We start from the raw sequence: 14678 nt of genomic DNA on the forward strand, positions 1-14678 counted from the left end.
CCCAGGATTACTAGTTCGTGCCGATCTTGGCCAGCAGGTCCACGATGCGGCCCTGGACGTCCGCGGTGGTGGCACGCTCCGCGAGGAAGAGGACGCTCTCGCCGGAGGCGAGCCGCGGCAGTTCGGCCGGGTCGATGCCGGTCGTCGTGTAGACGACCAGGGGCGTGCGGTTCAGCTGCCCGTTGGCGCGCAGCCAGTCCACGATCCCGGCCCGCCGGCGGCGCACCTGCATCAGGTCCATGACCACCAGGTTGGGCCGCATCCGCGTCGCCAGTTCCACGGCGTCGGTGTCGGCGCCCGCCCGGGCGACCTGCATGCCGCGCCGCTCCAGGGCGGCAGTCAGCGCGGTCGCGATCTCCTCGTGCTCCTCGATCAGCAGGACCCGGGAGGGATGCTGCTCGCTGTCGCGCGGGGCCAGCGCCTTGAGGAGTACGGCCGGATCGGCGCCGTACGCCGCTTCGCGCGTGGCGTGCCCCAGCCCGGCCGTGACCAGTACGGGCACCTCAGCGGCCACGGCAGCCTGGCGCAGGGACTGCAGGGCGGTCCGGGTGATCGGACCGGTCAGCGGGTCGACGAACAGCGCGGCGGGGAACGCGGCGATCTGCGCGTCCACCTCCTCGCGGGAGTGCACGATCACCGGCCGGTAGCCGCGGTCGCTGAGCGCCTGCTGGGTCTGTACATCGGGCGCGGGCCACACCAGCAGCCGGCGCGGGTTGTCCAGGGGCTCCGGCGGCAGCTCGTCGTCCACGGGCCGCGGTGCGGGCCGGTTGACCACCTCGACGGCGCCGCCAGGGCCGTCCAGCGGCTCGGGACCCTCGTCGGCGCCCGCCTCGGGCGCTCCTATCGCAAAGGCCCGGCCCTGCGGGGCGGGCTCGGCCAGCCGGCGACGGCGCCCGGACCCGGAAGCCGCACCGGGCGCGGAGGCCGGGCCGGAGCCGCCCGGGTCCACGGAAATGCCCTGGCCGAGGGTGCCGAGGGCGCGCACGCTGATCGGCTGCGCGGTCTGGCCCTCTGCGGGGGCATCCTGCGGACGGCGCGCACCGGGGACCGCGACCGAGCCGGAGGCATCGTCGTCCTCGGGAGCCGTACGGGCCGCCGGTACGGGCCAGGCCGGGGCGCCGGCCAGCGCGCGGCGCCGACCGGTGGGGTTCTCGGCGGACTCGGCGGACTGGACAGCGGAGGCTTCGGGCTCGCCGGCGGGGGCGCCCAGCACGCGGCGGCCGCGCCGCCCGGCGGGAGCCTCGGAGTCGGAGTCGGCCCCGACGGGAGCAGGAGCGGGGGCCGGGGTCGGGCCGGCGGGCAGTGCGAAGCCGCCCTCGGGGGCGATGGGCCGCGCGGGAGCGGGCGTCGGCCCGAGCCCGGTCGCGGGGACCGGACCGCCGGGCTGCGCAGGACCGGCCGCACCGAGCGCGCGGCGGCGTCCGGCGGGATGCTCGGTCACCGGGACCGGAGGCACCGCGGGTACGGGCGGGAGCGCGGGCATGGCCGTGCCCTGCGGGGGCACGGGCCGCCCCGGTCCACCCGGGCCGTCGGCGCCGTCACTGCCGTCACCGGCCCGGCCGCGGCGGCGTCCGGTGCCGAGCCCCGCGGGGTTCACCGGGGACTGCGCGAGCTCGGGTCCCGCCTCGGGAGCCTCGCCGGCCTCGCCCGCCCGGCGCCGCCCGGAAGGCAGCGCCAGTGCGCCACCCCCCTGTGCCGCCTGCGCGGCGCCGGGGCCTGGGGCCTCGTCGTCCAGGAAGGCGTCCACACCGCGCCGGCCGCGCCGACCGCCGGAAACCTTGCCGGGAGCGGCGCCCCCGGCGGAGCCCGCGCCGTCCGTGGTCGGACCCGTCGGAGGCTCCTCCGCCGGCTCCGGCAGGGTCACCGTCCCGGCACCCGAGCCGAGCGGGAGCTCCAGCACGTACGCCCCGCCGGGCGCGCCCGGAACCTCCACCGTCTGCAGCACGCCGCCGTGCGCGGCCACGATCCCCCGCACGATGGGCTCGTGGACCGGGTTCCCGCCCTCGTACGGCCCGCGCACCTCGATCCGTACGACATCGCCGCGCTGCGCGGCCGCCACCACGATCGTCGAATCGCTGTAGCCACTGCCCTGACGGGTCTTGCCGGTGGCGTCCACGCCGGCGACGTCCGCGACCAGGTGGGCGAGCGCGGTCGCGATCCGGTCCGCGTCCACCTCGGCCTCGATGGTCGGCGCGTGGACGGCGAACTGCGCGCGCCCCGGGCCGATCAGCTCGACGGCGCCGTCGACACCCGCCGCGACGACGGTGTTGATCAGGACTTTCTTCTTCGAGAGCCGGTCACGGCCGGAGTCCAGGCGCTGGTAGCCGAGGACGTTGTCCACCAGGGTGGTCATCCGCGAGTATCCGGCGGCCAGGTGGTGCAGCAGCTGGTTGGCCTCGGGCCACAACTGTCCGGCGTCGTCGGCGGCCAGCGTCGCCAGCTCACCGCGCAGCTCGTCCAGCGGCCCCCGCAGGGAGTCGCCGAGGACGGCCATCAGCTGCGCGTGCCGGGCGGCCAGGGCGTCGTAGGGGCGCCGGTCGGTGAAGGTCATGACCGCGCCGACGAGCTGCTCCCCGTCCCGCACGGGCGAGGTGGTCAGGTCGACGGCGACCGGCTGCCCGGCCTTGTTCCACAGCACCTGCCCGCGGACGCGGTGCTTGCGTCCGCTGCGCAGGGTGTCGGCGAGCGGGGACTCCTCGAAGGGGAAGGGGGAGCCGTCGGCGCGGGAGTGCTGGACGAGGCCGTGCAGTTCGCGGTTGCCGAGGTCGGTGGCACGGTAGCCGAGGATCTGGGCGGCGGCCGGGTTGACCAGCACCACCCGTCCGTCGGTGTCGGTGCCCACGACGCCCTCGGCGGCGGCGCGCAGGATCATCTCGGTCTGCCGCTGCGAGCGGGCCAGCTCGGCCTCGGTGTCCACGGTCTGCGAGAGGTCCCGGACCACGAGCATCAGCAGCTCGTCACCGGTGTACGAGGGCTGCGGCTCGCGGTAGGCGTCGCGTCCGTCGAGATGGGCGCTGGTGACCTCGACGGGGAACTCGGAGCCGTCGGTGCGGCGCGCGATCATGCGCTTGGGCTTGGCGCGGCCGCCCTCGTCCTCGCCGGGCCGGCGCATGGAGCCGGGGATCAGCTTGGAGTCGAACTCGGGCAGGAGGTCGAGCACGCCGCGGCCGACGAGCCCGGTGCCCGGGCTCTCCATGACCTCGAGAGCGATCGAATTGGCGTTGACGACCGTGCCGTTGGCGTTGACGAGCAACAGCGCGTCCGGAAGAGCGTCGAGTATTGCTGCGAGGCGAGCAGCGCCTCGGGATGGCCTGCTGCTCACGACGAGCTTCCTCCCTGACCACAACTACCGGCAAGTCACGGGAGGAGTCTAAGGCCACAGGCCCGCGGTGGGGTGGCCGATGTGCGGCGGATACCGCCCATCCTGCGCATCCTCCCAGGTCAGGAACGCCCACTCGGAAGCAGAGGTTCCAACTCGTTCCAGCGGCTGATTTCGCATCCGTTGGTCCGACGGAAGGTGGCGTCCACCTTGTGGCCGTGCCAGGTTCCGGTGATCCGGGCGGTCGCGGGGCCCCCGTGCTGCATGGTGCAGATCTGTCGCTTGGAGACGGGGGCGAAGGGGTCCTTCCCCTGCCCGGCGAGCTGGTCCAGCCGGGCGCAGGCGCCCTCCGCCTGGGGGTGGTCGCCGCCGACGGGGTCGCATTCGAGCCGGTACTCCCGGTCCAAGTGACGGTTCCCGGTGTCGGCCATGGCGATGGTGAGGCGGTCGGGTGTCGCCAGCAGCCGGCCCAGCGGCAGCGGGGGCAGCGGCCCGGCCGCCGCGGCGGCCAGGGCGGAGGTGACGGCGAAGGCGGCGAGACGCAGCATGGGGCACTCCAGGTCGTCCGTACGTCGTACGCCTGCTCAACGACGAGGGGCCCGCCGACGTTGCGTGGCACGGCCGCTTTAAGGCTTTGCCCTCCGCCCGTCCCGCCTAGTACCGTGGGAGCGGATTGGTGAGGGGCCCTGCGCCTGTGTCATCATCTGCACGCACCTTCGTACGCGAGGGTGTGCTGGAGGCGTCGCCTAGTCCGGTCTATGGCGCCGCACTGCTAATGCGGTTTGGGTCTTACCACCCATCGAGGGTTCAAATCCCTCCGCCTCCGCACCTCATCGAAGCCCCGGTCCTGACGGACCGGGGCTTCGATGCGTTCCGGGGCAATCCGGTCGGCCGCACCCTCCGCGCGAGCCCATCCGGACGATCTTCATCCGGCCCGTTTCCGCAGGTCAGCAGTGGTTTGGCTAATGGATTTCGCGTCCCGGCGAGGTCCATGTATTGTTGTTCTCGCAAGGCCAACGGGGCGCAAAACCCCGAGAAGCCCAAGCACTCGTAGCTTAACGGATAGAGCATCTGACTACGGATCAGAAGGTTGCAGGTTCGAATCCTGCCGAGTGCACAGCAGGACGAAGGCCCCGGACGAAAGTCCGGGGCCTTCGTCGTATGCCCCGATGCTCCCGTCTCCTCCTTGATGGGGACGGGGTCCCCCGGAGGATGTCAGGGGTGGGATGGCTCTGGCGGGGGACGCGGACCATACGCCGGCCTCGGTACGGTTTCCGAAGATCGTTCGAAGTCGGAAATCGGGGGCATTCAATGGGACTGTTCGGGAACGCGCACACCGTCGACCCCGTGTCGGCGCAGCGGGACTACGCGCGGCTGCTGGGGCAGGGGGAGCAGGTCCATGCTGCCTACCTGCTGATCCGGGACACGATCCTGTTCACGGACCGGCGGCTGGTGCTCGTCGACAAGCAGGGGCTCACGGGCAAGAAGGTGGAGTACCACTCCATCCCGTACCGGAGCATCACGCACTTTTCCGTCGAGACCGCCGGGCACTTCGATCTCGATGCCGAGCTCAAGATCTGGATATCCGGCAGCTCGACGCCGATCGAGAAGACCTTCACCAAGGGGGTCGACATCTATGAGGTGCAGGCGATCCTGACGCAGTTCGTCGCCCGGTAGCCGGGCGGGGCGGCCCGGGCCGGCTACCGCAGGACGCGCGGGAGGCCGGTCACCGACATCACCAGGGAGTAGAGCGAGGTGGTGGCGGTGATGAAGAGGCGGTTGTTCTTGGCGCCGCCGAAGGCGATGTTCGAGACCGGTTCGGGGACGCGGAGGCGGCCGATCAGGGTGCCGTCCGCCGCGTAGCACCGGACGCCGTCCTCCATTGCGGCCGCCCACAACCGGCCCCCGTCGTCGAAGCGGATGTTGTCGACCCCGGGGCAGGTGGTGAAGATCCGGTCGTGGGTGAGGGCGCCGTCGTCGGTGACCTCGAAGGCGCGGATGTGGCCGGCCCGGGTGTCCGCCGCGTACAGCTCGCTCTCGTCGGGGGAGAAGACGAGGCCGTTGGGGCCGAGGAATCCGTCGGCGACCATCCGGACCTCGCCGGTGGCGGGATCGGCGCGGTAGAGATTGCAGGCGCCGATCTCGCCGGCCGCCCGGTGGCCCTCGTAGTCGCTGGTGATGCCGAAGTCGGGGTCGGAGAACCAGACGGAGCCGTCCGAGCGGACCACCGCGTCATTCGGGCTGTTGAGCCGCTTGCCGTCGAAGCGCTCGGCGATGACGGTGAGACTGCCGTCCGGTTCGGTGCGGGTGACCCGACGGTTGCCCTGCTCGCAGGTGACCAGACGCCCCTCGCGGTCCAGGGTGTTGCCGTTGGGGTGGCCGGCCGGCGAGCGGAAGACGGAGACCGCGCCCGTCGCCTCGTCCCAGCGCAGCATCCGGTCGTTGGGGATGTCGCTCCACACCAGTTGGCGCCAGGCGGGCAGGTAGAGCGGGCCCTCCGCCCAGCGGCAGTCGTCGTGGAGCCGCTCCAGCCGGGCGTCGCCGTTCGTACAGCGGCCGGTCCGAAAGCGCTCGTCCAGGATCTCGTACAAGGTGAGGTCAGCTATGGCAGACACGATTCCCCCTGGAAGAGTTCTACCGAACTATGTTCGGTCTGATGGTGAGATTGCAGGATCAGGTACCGTCTTCGCAAGGGTCGACAGGCCCATGAGAGGAAGATTGCGTGGACGACATCGACCGTGCGCTCGTCCTGCGCCTGCAGCAGGACGCCGGCCAGTCGTACGCCGCCCTGGGCACGGCCGTCGGACTCTCGGCGGGGGCGACCCACGAGCGCGTACGCAAACTGCGCGAGCGCGGGGTGATCCGGCGGACCACCGTCGACGTCGACCCGGCCGCCGTCGGCAGCGGAGTCCTGGCCTACGTGATGGTCGACTCCAACGCCTGGATGGGCGAGTCCGGCGCCGACTTCGCGGCGATCCCCGAGATCCAGGAGGCGCACATCATCGCGGGCAGCGCGTCCGTGCTGGTCAAGGTGCGCACGGCGTCGACCGAGCAATTGCAGGACGTCCTGCGCCGCCTCTACGCCATCAAAGGCGTCAGCGGCACGCACGCCACCGTCGTCCTGGACACCTTCTTCGAGCGGCCGCTCCCGCTGTGACGTGGTGGTGCACCGGGATCCGGTGGAAGGACGGCCGGCCCGCCATCGGGTGGTACGGGGACGGGCGCGGCGAGCGGGTGAGCGAGCTCGTGTACGGGCAGCGGATCGCCTTCACCGCAGCCGGGGAGCGGCACTGCCTCGGGGTGTGGCGGGCCGGGAAGCGGACGCCCTGCCCCACCGCTGACACCGTGCCGGGCCGCACCGGGAACGCGCAGTGCCCCGAATGCGCCCGCCTCGACCGGTCGTTCTCCGTGGCCGCCGACACCAACGCCGCCGATCCGCGGACCTACCGGGTCTACCTGGCCTGGTTCGGGCCCGGCATGGTCAAGGTGGGCATCACCGCCGAGGAGCGCGGGCCCGCCCGGCTGCTGGAGCAGGGGGCGGTGACATGGGCCTGGCTCGGGCGCGGTCCGCTGATGGCCACCCGGCGCACCGAGGAACTGCTGCGGGCGGCGCTCGGGGTGCCCGACCGGATCGCGTACAGCCGCAAGCGCGCCGCACGGGCGCACCTGCCGGGCGCGACCGACCGGGCCCGGGAGGTCGCCGAGCTGCACGCGCGGGCGGCGGCGCTGCCCGGGTGGCCCGAGTCGCTGGAGCGGGTGGACTGCGAAGTGGCCGACCATGCCGGGGTGTTCGGGCTGGACGCCCTGACCGGTGCGGCCGGGCCGGAGCGGGTGCTCGCCGAGATGGTGCCCGGCGCCTGCGTCGTGGGCCGGCTGGTGGGCGCGGCCGGTCCCGACCTGCATCTCGCGGACGGGCTCGTGGTGGACACCCGGCTGCTGGCCGGCTGGGAACTCACTGCCCCCGGGGAAGAGGCCGTGACGGCGGTGCCGACGGCGCAGATTCCGCCCGCCGCCGGTGCTCCCGCCGCCCAGGACGGGCTGTTCTGATCTTCGTGACACCGGCGCCGACCGCGCCGGGCCGCCGTCCGGGCCGGCGTCCGGGCCGCGGCGAGCATGGTCAAAACTTGGATCCCTTTGGCCTCCCGGAGCCGTTTCCGGTGGACATGCCGGGGGCTCTCCGCAGAGGGTGTTCGACATGACCACTCAGCCGGTTCCGGCCTTCGAACCCCCTTATGTCATGGCCGTTTTCAGCAACACACGTACCGCCGAAGACAGCGGATACCCCGAGACCCTCGCGCGGATGAACGAGATCGTCCGGGCGAATCCCGGCTTCCTCGGGTACGAGTCCGCGCGCACTCCCGGCGGCCTCGGCATCACCGTCGCCTACTTCCGCGACCACGAGTCCCTCACCGTGTGGCGGGAGGACCTGGAGCACCGCGCGGCGATGAAGCAGGGCCGCGCCGACTGGTACGAGAGCTACACCCTGCACGTCGCGACCGTCGAGCGGAGCCACGGCTTTGTCCGCAACGGCTGAGGCGGTCCGCACCTTCCGGGAAAGGCTCGGCCTGCCCGGACTGGTCGACGTCCACACGCACTTCATGCCCGAGCGGGTCCTGGACAAGGTCTGGGACTACTTCGACGCGGTCGGCCCGCTGACCGGCGTCGCGTGGCCCATCACCTACCGGCACGAGGAGGAGCAGCGCGTGGCGCTGCTGCGGGAGTTCGGGGTCCGCGCCTTCACCGCCATGCTCTACCCGCACAAGCCGGCGATGGCGGCCTGGCTCAATGCCTGGTCCGCGGATTTCGCCGCCCGCACCCCCGACTGCCTGCACACCGCGACCTTCTTCCCGGAGGAGGGCGTGGTCCCGTACGTCCGGCGCGCCGTCGACTCCGGGGCCCGGATCTTCAAGGCGCACCTCCAGGTCGGCGGCTACGACCCGAACGACGAGCGGCTCGACCCCGTCTGGGGGTTGCTCGCCGAGGCCGGTGTCCCGATCGTGGTCCACTGCGGATCCGGTCCCGTCCCGGGCAAGTACACCGGCCCCGATCCGATCGCCCGCCTGCTGTCCCGCCACCCGGGGCTCCCGCTGGTCATCGCCCACATGGGCATGCCCGAGTACGCCGACTTCCTCGACCTCGCCGACCGGTACGCCGAGGTCCGCCTGGACACCACCATGGCCTTCACCGACTTCTCCGAGCAGTTCAGCGGCTTCCCGCCCGGTGACCTCGGACGGCTCGCGGACCTCGGCGACCGGATCCTGCTCGGCACCGACTTCCCGAACATCCCCTACCCCTACGAGCACCAGCTCGTGGCCCTCGAACGGCTCGGCCTCGGCGACGACTGGCTGCGCGCGGTCTGCCACGACAACGGTGCCCGGCTCTTTCGCCTCGACGGCTGACCCGGCCCCTTTTCCTTTCTCAGGAAATTCACAGGTAGGCGCAAGAACGCTCTCAGAGGCACCGGCCAGCGTGGTCGGTATGACTGCGACGACCACCTCCCATGCGTCCACGTCCACCCAGCACCCCACGGCCCTGGTGCGGCCGGACGGCGGGCCCTGCCGGGTCCTCGTCGTCGACGACGAGGCCTCGCTCTCCGAGCTGCTGTCCATGGCCCTGCGCTACGAGGGCTGCGAGGTCCGCAGCGCCGGCGACGGTGCCGGGGCGGTACGGGCGGCCCGGGAGTTCCGGCCGGACGTGGTCGTCCTCGACATCATGCTCCCCGACATGGACGGCCTTGCCGTCCTGGGGCGGCTGCGCCGGGAGATCCCCCAGGTCCCCGTACTGTTCCTGACCGCCAAGGACTCCCTGGAGGACCGCATCGCGGGCCTGACCGCGGGCGGCGACGACTACGTCACCAAGCCCTTCAGCCTGGAGGAGGTCGTCGCCCGGCTGCGCGGCCTGGTCCGGCGCTCCGGCGCGGCGCAGGCCGCGCGCGGCGGCTCGGTGCTGGCCGTCGGCGATCTGCGCCTCGACGAGGACAGCCACGAGGTGGTGCGGGGCACCCGGGAGGTCCACCTGACCGCCACCGAGTTCGAGCTGCTGCGCTACCTGATGCGCAATCCGCGGCGCGTGCTGAGCAAGGCGCAGATCCTGGACCGGGTGTGGTCCTACGACTTCGGCGGCCAGGCCAACGTGGTCGAGCTCTACATCTCCTACCTGCGCAGGAAGCTGGAGAGCGGCATCGGCATGCCGCCGATGATCCACACCCGGCGTGGCGCCGGATACCTGATCAAGCCGGCCGAGTAGTGGCCCTGCGCACGAAACGGCGGCCGCGCCGCCGCCGGCCCTGGTCGCTGCGCACCCGGCTCGTCGTCTCGGCGGTGGCACTGATCGCCGTGGTGGGCGCGGCCATCGGGACCGTCACCACCTTCGCCCTGCGCTCGTACCTGGTCACCGAGCTCGACGAACAGCTGAAGACCTCCGTCAGGATGGCCGCCCGGGCGCCCGGCGGAAAGCCCGCCCGGGAGAACAGCGCCGGTTTCGTCATGGCTCCGGGCAGCCCGCTGGACGCCGCCGGGATCCGGCTCGATCCCGCCGGGGCCGTCGTCGGGACCGCCCGCAACGCCCGCGTCGACGGCTGGTCGGCCGACCCGCCGCCGCCGCTGACCGAGTCCCAGGGCAAGGCGCTCGCCCAGGCCGCCCGCAAGGCCGCGCAGGGCAAGCCGGAGCCCGTGGACGCCGAGCTTCCGGGCCTCGGCAGCTACCGGGTGCTGATCGCCGCCGACGGGAGCTTCGCTCTCGGCTTCCCGCTGAGCGACGTCGATTCCACTGTGCGCACCCTGGTGGGGGTGGAGCTCTGCGTCACCCTGGCCGGGTTGATCGCGGCCTCGCTGGCCGGGCAGGCCCTGGTCGGGGTCGCCCTGCGCCCGCTGCGCCGGGTCGCCGCCACCGCCACCCGGGTCTCCGAACTCCCCCTTCACCAGGGCGAGCCCGCCCTCCACGAGCGGGTGCCGGACGCCGAGGCCGACCCCCGCACCGAAGTGGGCCAGGTCGGCGCGGCCCTCAACCGGATGCTGGGCCATGTCTCCTCCGCCCTCACCGCCCGCCAGCAGAGCGAGATGCGGGTCCGGCAGTTCGTCGCCGACGCCAGCCATGAGCTGCGCACCCCGCTGGCCTCCATCCGCGGCTACGCCGAACTGACCCGCCGCGGACGCGAGGAGCCGGGCCCCGATACCCGGCACGCCCTGGGCCGGATCGAGTCCGAAGCCACCCGGATGACCGGCCTGGTCGAGGACCTGCTGCTGCTGGCCCGGCTCGACGCGGGCCGCCCCCTGTCCACTGCCGATGCCGATACCGACCTGGCCCCGCTCGTGGTCGATGCCGTCAGCGACGCCCGCGCCGCCGGTCCCGAGCACCACTGGCGCCTGAACCTGCCCGACGAGCCGGCCCCGGTACGGGCCGACCCGGCGCGGATCCAGCAGGTTCTGGTCAACCTGCTCGCCAACGCCCGTGCGCACACTCCGCCGGGCACCACCGTCACCGCCCATGTTTCACGTGAAACATCCGCCGTCCGGCTGCGCATCGAGGACGACGGGCCCGGCATCGCGTCCGACCTGCTCCCCCGCGTTTTCGAGCGGTTCGCCCGCGGCGACGCCTCGCGCTCGCGCGCGGCGGGCTCCACCGGGCTCGGACTGGCCATCGTCCAGGCCGTCGTCACCGCGCACGGCGGGCGGGTCGACGTGCGGAGCGAGCCCGGACGGACCTGCTTCGAAGTGCTGCTGCCGCACGCGCGACCGGACCGCAGCGACTCACAGGCAGGGCACAGGCTCAGCACACAGCGGTGACAGGGCGCCCCGCGAATGTCGGACCATGCGAACCGACACCTCTCCCGGGGCCCTTCCGGCCCGGGCGCCCCTGGCGCCCGTGCCCGGCGAGCCCGTCCTCGACGTGGTGATCCCTGTCTTCAACGAGGAGAAGGACCTCGGCCCGTGCGTCCGCAGACTGCACGAGCACCTGACCCGGACCTTCCCCTACCCGTTCCGGATCACGGTCGCCGACAACGCGAGCACCGACCGTACCCCCGAGGTCGCGCGGGGGCTCGCCACCGCACTGGACGGCGTACGCAGCACCCGCCTGGAGGAGAAGGGCCGGGGACGGGCCCTGCGCACCGTGTGGTCCGGTTCCGAGGCCCCCGTCCTCGCCTACATGGACGTGGACCTCTCCACCGACCTCAACGCCCTGCTGCCGCTGGTCGCACCACTGATCTCCGGCCATTCCGACCTCGCCATCGGCACCCGCCTGGCCCGGTCCTCACGGGTGGTGCGCGGAGCCAAGCGGGAGTTCATCTCCCGCGCCTACAACCTCCTCCTGCGGTCCTCCCTCGCGGCCCGGTTCAGCGACGCGCAGTGCGGATTCAAGGCGATCCGGCGCGAGGTGGCCCAGCGGCTGCTGCCGCTGGTGGAGGACACCGGCTGGTTCTTCGACACCGAACTGCTCGTGCTCGCGGAGCGCGCCGGGCTGCGGATCCACGAGGTTCCGGTGGACTGGGTCGACGACCCCGACTCCACCGTCCACATCGTCCGGACCGCCACCGAGGACCTCAAGGGCGTCTGGCGCGTGGGCCGGGCACTCGCGGTCGGCGCGCTCCCGCTGGACCGGCTCGCCCGCCCCTTCGGTGACGATCCGCGCGACCGCGCCGCACTGCCCGGGGTCGAGGGCGGACTGGCCCGCCAGCTGCTCGGCTTCTGCGCCGTCGGAGCGCTGTCCACCGTGCTCTACCTGCTCCTGTACTCCGCCTTCCGGGCCGGGACCGGCCCGCAGTTCGCCAACGGCGCCGCACTGCTGCTCTCCGCGATCGCCAACACCGCCGCCAACCGCCGCCTCACCTTCGGGGTGCGCGGCCGGGACCGGGCCGTGCGCCACCAGGCCCAGGGCCTCGTGGTGTTCGGCATCGGGCTGGCCCTCACCAGCGGCTCGCTCGCCGCACTCGCAGCGGCCAATGCCGACCCCGCCCACGGCACCGAACTGGCCGTGCTGATCACCGCCAACCTCGCCGCCACCGTGCTGCGCTTCCTGCTCTTCCGCGCCTGGGTCTTCCCCGAGCGGCGCGACACTCCCGCGAAGGACGACATTCGATGACCACCGCAGCACCCTCGCTCTTCCCGGTACCCGAGGCCCGCGCCGGCACCGGCACCGGCCGCCGTGCGGTCGCCCGCCCCCGGTGGGAACTCCCCTCACTCGCCGGCCTGCTGATCGCCACCGCCGTCCTGCTCCTGTGGGACCTGGGCTCCTCCGGCTACGCCAACTCCTTCTACTCCGCCGCCGTCCAGGCGGGCAGCGAGAGCTGGAAGGCCTTCTTCTTCGGATCCTCCGACGCCGGGAACTCCATCACCGTCGACAAGCCCCCGGCGGCTCTGTGGCCGATGATGCTGTCCGTCCGGCTCTTCGGGCTCGGCGCCTGGCAGATCCTCGTCCCGCAGGCCCTGATGGGCGTCGCCACCACCGGTGTGCTGTACGCCGCCGTGCGCCGCCAGTTCGGGCCCGGGGCCGCGCTGCTGAGCGGCGCCGCGTTCGCGCTGACCCCCGTCGCCGCGCTGATGTTCCGCTTCAACAACCCCGACGCGCTGCTGACCCTGCTGCTGACCGTCACCGTGTACTGCGTACTGCGCGCCCTCGACGGAGCCCGTACCAAGTGGCTGGTGTGGGCCGGGGTCGCGGTCGGCCTCGCCTTCCTCACCAAGACCCTGCAGGCCTTCGTCATCCTGCCGCCGCTGGCCCTGCTGTACGCCGTCTGCGCGCCCACCGGGCTGCGCAGGAGGCTTGGGCAGCTGCTGCTGGCAGGGCTCGCGATGGTGGTGGCCGGCGGCTGGTGGGTCGCGATCGTGGAACTGTGGCCGGCCTCCTCCCGCCCGTACATCGGCGGCTCGCAGAACAACTCCTTCCTGGAGCTGACCCTCGGCTACAACGGCCTCGGCCGGATCAACGGCAACGAGACCGGAAGCGTCGGCGGCGGCGGTCGCGGGGGCGGCGGTGGCGGAGGCTGGGGCGAGACCGGCATCGACCGGCTCTTCTCGGGCAACATCGGCGGGCAGATCGCCTGGCTGCTCCCGGCGGCCCTGGTCCTGCTCGTGGCCGGTCTGGTGATCACCTGGCGGGCCCGCCGGGCCACCGACTCGCTGGACGGCATGGCCCGGGCGGCGTTCCTGGCCTGGGGCGGTTCACTGCTGATCACCGCGGTCGTCTTCAGCTACATGCAGGGCATCTTCCACGAGTACTACACCGTGGCGCTGGCGCCGTTCGTGGCCGCGGTGATCGGCATGGGGGTCGCCGTGCTGTGGGAGGAGCGGGGCGCCGCGGCCGCCGCGATCACCCTGTCCGGCACGCTCGCCCTGACGGCGGTCTGGTCGTTCGTGCTGCTCGGCCGCGCCACCGGCTATCTGCCGTGGCTGCGCTGGGCGGTCCTGGCGGGCGGGCTGCTCGCCGCGGCCGCGCTGCCCTTCGCCGCGCGGGCCGGACGCAGGATGCTCCAGGCCACTGCGGCGCTCGGGGTGGCGGCGGCCCTGGCCGGGCCGTTCGCGTACTGCCTGACCACGGTGAGCACCGCGCACACCGGCTCCATCGTGACCGCGGGCCCGGCGGTGGCGGGCGGCCGGGGCGGGCCGGGCGGAATGATGGGCGGCCCCGGTGGTCCCGGAGGCCTCGGTGGTCCCGGCGAGATGCTCCAGGGCGGCCCGGGTGGCCCCGGCGGGGCGCAGCAGGGCGGCATCCCGCCGCAGGGCGCCGCGCCGCAGGGCCGGGACGGCCGGGGCGGGATGCCGCAGGGCCAAGGCGTTCCGGGCGGTGCGGTTGCCGGACGCGGCGGCGAGCGGTTCGGCGGTGGCCAGGGCGGTCCGGGCGGTCCGGGCGGGCTGCTGAACGGCGCCCGGGTGAGCGCCGAGGCGAAGAAGGCCCTCACCACCGACGCCGACGACTACACCTGGGCGGCGGCCGCCATCGGCTCCCAGAACGCGGCGAGCTACCAGCTGGCCTCCGGAGCGCCCGTCATGCCGATCGGCGGCTTCAACGGCAGCGACCCCTCGCCGACCCTGGAGCAGTTCCGGACGTACGTGCGGGACGGGAAGATCCACTGGTTCATCGGCCAGGGCGGCACCACGGGCGGCGCCGAGGGCGGCATGCCCGGTGGCGGCGGCCGGGGCGGCCCGGGCGGCGGCGCCGGCACGGCCATCGAGACCTGGGTCAAGGCCACTTTCAAGGCGACCACGGTCGGCGGAGCCACCTTCTACGACCTGACGGCTCCGACGACCTGATCCGGCCTCACGGCACCGGACCGCGCCCGCTGATCCGGACCGATCGGCAGGACACCCCCTAGCATCAAGAGGGCGGACCGGGCATTCCGGGCTGATCCACCTGTCGTGAGGAG

At 73.0% G+C, this 14678-nt stretch carries 12 protein-coding genes and 2 tRNA genes; 11 read left to right on the forward strand and 3 right to left on the reverse strand.

Going from position 1 to position 14678, the window contains the following annotated elements; genetic code table 11:
• Positions 1–10: 10 nt before the first annotated feature.
• Together B6R96_RS18680 and B6R96_RS18685 are read right to left on the reverse strand one after the other, a co-directional pair.
• Positions 11–3322, reverse strand: a complete 3312-nt coding sequence (locus B6R96_RS18680) for a response regulator (RefSeq protein ID WP_081523002.1) — start codon at positions 3320–3322, stop codon at positions 11–13.
• 119 nt (positions 3323–3441) lie between these two features.
• Positions 3442–3867 (reverse strand): SSI family serine proteinase inhibitor, encoded by a 426-nt coding sequence (locus B6R96_RS18685; protein WP_030384021.1) that lies wholly within the window; start codon positions 3865–3867, stop codon positions 3442–3444.
• 187 nt (positions 3868–4054) lie between these two features.
• On the opposite strand from B6R96_RS18685, the gene B6R96_RS18690 reads away from it, so the two are divergent.
• The 3 genes from B6R96_RS18690 to B6R96_RS18700 all read left to right on the forward strand — a co-directional run bounded on the left by B6R96_RS18690 (position 4055) and on the right by B6R96_RS18700 (position 4996).
• Positions 4055–4145, forward strand: a tRNA-Ser gene (locus B6R96_RS18690).
• Between the two features lie 218 nt (positions 4146–4363).
• Positions 4364–4436, forward strand: a tRNA-Arg gene (locus tag B6R96_RS18695).
• A 194-nt stretch (positions 4437–4630) separates the two neighbouring features.
• Positions 4631–4996, forward strand: a complete 366-nt coding sequence (locus B6R96_RS18700; protein WP_030384022.1) for a PH domain-containing protein — start codon at positions 4631–4633, stop codon at positions 4994–4996.
• Between the two features lie 23 nt (positions 4997–5019).
• On the opposite strand, the gene B6R96_RS18705 is transcribed toward B6R96_RS18700, so the two are convergent.
• Entirely contained in the window at positions 5020–5934 is a 915-nt protein-coding gene (locus B6R96_RS18705) for an SMP-30/gluconolactonase/LRE family protein (protein WP_203351635.1), read from the reverse strand.
• Between the two features lie 107 nt (positions 5935–6041).
• On the opposite strand from B6R96_RS18705, the gene B6R96_RS18710 reads away from it, so the two are divergent.
• The 8 genes from B6R96_RS18710 to B6R96_RS18745 all read left to right on the forward strand — a co-directional run bounded on the left by B6R96_RS18710 (position 6042) and on the right by B6R96_RS18745 (position 14565).
• Positions 6042–6476, forward strand: a complete 435-nt coding sequence (locus B6R96_RS18710) for an Lrp/AsnC family transcriptional regulator (RefSeq protein WP_081523003.1) — start codon at positions 6042–6044, stop codon at positions 6474–6476.
• Positions 6473–7366 (forward strand): DUF2797 domain-containing protein, encoded by an 894-nt coding sequence (locus tag B6R96_RS18715; protein ID WP_081523004.1) that lies wholly within the window; start codon positions 6473–6475, stop codon positions 7364–7366. Before B6R96_RS18710 ends, B6R96_RS18715 begins: the two co-directional genes overlap by 4 nt.
• A gap of 148 nt (positions 7367–7514) precedes the next feature.
• Positions 7515–7853 carry an antibiotic biosynthesis monooxygenase family protein gene (locus B6R96_RS18720; protein WP_081525150.1) on the forward strand — a complete coding sequence of 113 codons (339 nt, stop codon included), beginning with the start codon at positions 7515–7517 and terminating at the stop codon, positions 7851–7853.
• Positions 7837–8718, forward strand: coding sequence for an amidohydrolase family protein (locus B6R96_RS18725; protein WP_081523005.1), 882 nt, complete (start codon positions 7837–7839; stop codon positions 8716–8718). Before B6R96_RS18720 ends, B6R96_RS18725 begins: the two co-directional genes overlap by 17 nt.
• A gap of 79 nt (positions 8719–8797) precedes the next feature.
• A complete protein-coding gene (locus B6R96_RS18730) occupies positions 8798–9565 on the forward strand; it encodes a response regulator transcription factor (RefSeq protein ID WP_030384028.1) in 768 nt (255 codons plus the stop codon).
• Positions 9565–11103 carry a sensor histidine kinase gene (locus B6R96_RS18735; RefSeq protein WP_081523006.1) on the forward strand — a complete coding sequence of 513 codons (1539 nt, stop codon included), beginning with the start codon at positions 9565–9567 and terminating at the stop codon, positions 11101–11103. The genes B6R96_RS18730 and B6R96_RS18735 overlap by 1 nt, the downstream gene beginning before the upstream one ends.
• A 25-nt stretch (positions 11104–11128) precedes the next feature.
• Positions 11129–12397 (forward strand): bifunctional glycosyltransferase family 2/GtrA family protein, encoded by a 1269-nt coding sequence (locus B6R96_RS18740; RefSeq protein ID WP_081523007.1) that lies wholly within the window; start codon positions 11129–11131, stop codon positions 12395–12397.
• Positions 12394–14565: an ArnT family glycosyltransferase gene (locus B6R96_RS18745; protein ID WP_081523008.1), complete on the forward strand. Its 2172-nt coding sequence runs from the start codon at positions 12394–12396 to the stop codon at positions 14563–14565. Before B6R96_RS18740 ends, B6R96_RS18745 begins: the two co-directional genes overlap by 4 nt.
• Positions 14566–14678 lie beyond the last annotated feature (113 nt).

This window comes from Streptomyces sp. Sge12, from assembly GCF_002080455.1.
Classification (GTDB): Bacteria; Actinomycetota; Actinomycetes; order Streptomycetales; family Streptomycetaceae; genus Streptomyces.

Coding starts and splice junctions, on each gene's coding strand:
- B6R96_RS18740 (WP_081523007.1), top strand. CDS start 11,129: ATGCGAACCGACACCTCTCCCGGGGCCCTTCCGGCCCGGGCGCCCCTG.
- B6R96_RS18700 (WP_030384022.1), top strand. CDS start 4,631: ATGGGACTGTTCGGGAACGCGCACACCGTCGACCCCGTGTCGGCGCAG.
- B6R96_RS18720 (WP_081525150.1), top strand. CDS start 7,515: ATGACCACTCAGCCGGTTCCGGCCTTCGAACCCCCTTATGTCATGGCC.
- B6R96_RS18685 (WP_030384021.1), bottom strand. CDS start 3,867: ATGCTGCGTCTCGCCGCCTTCGCCGTCACCTCCGCCCTGGCCGCCGCG.
- B6R96_RS18745 (WP_081523008.1), top strand. CDS start 12,394: ATGACCACCGCAGCACCCTCGCTCTTCCCGGTACCCGAGGCCCGCGCC.
- B6R96_RS18730 (WP_030384028.1), top strand. CDS start 8,798: ATGACTGCGACGACCACCTCCCATGCGTCCACGTCCACCCAGCACCCC.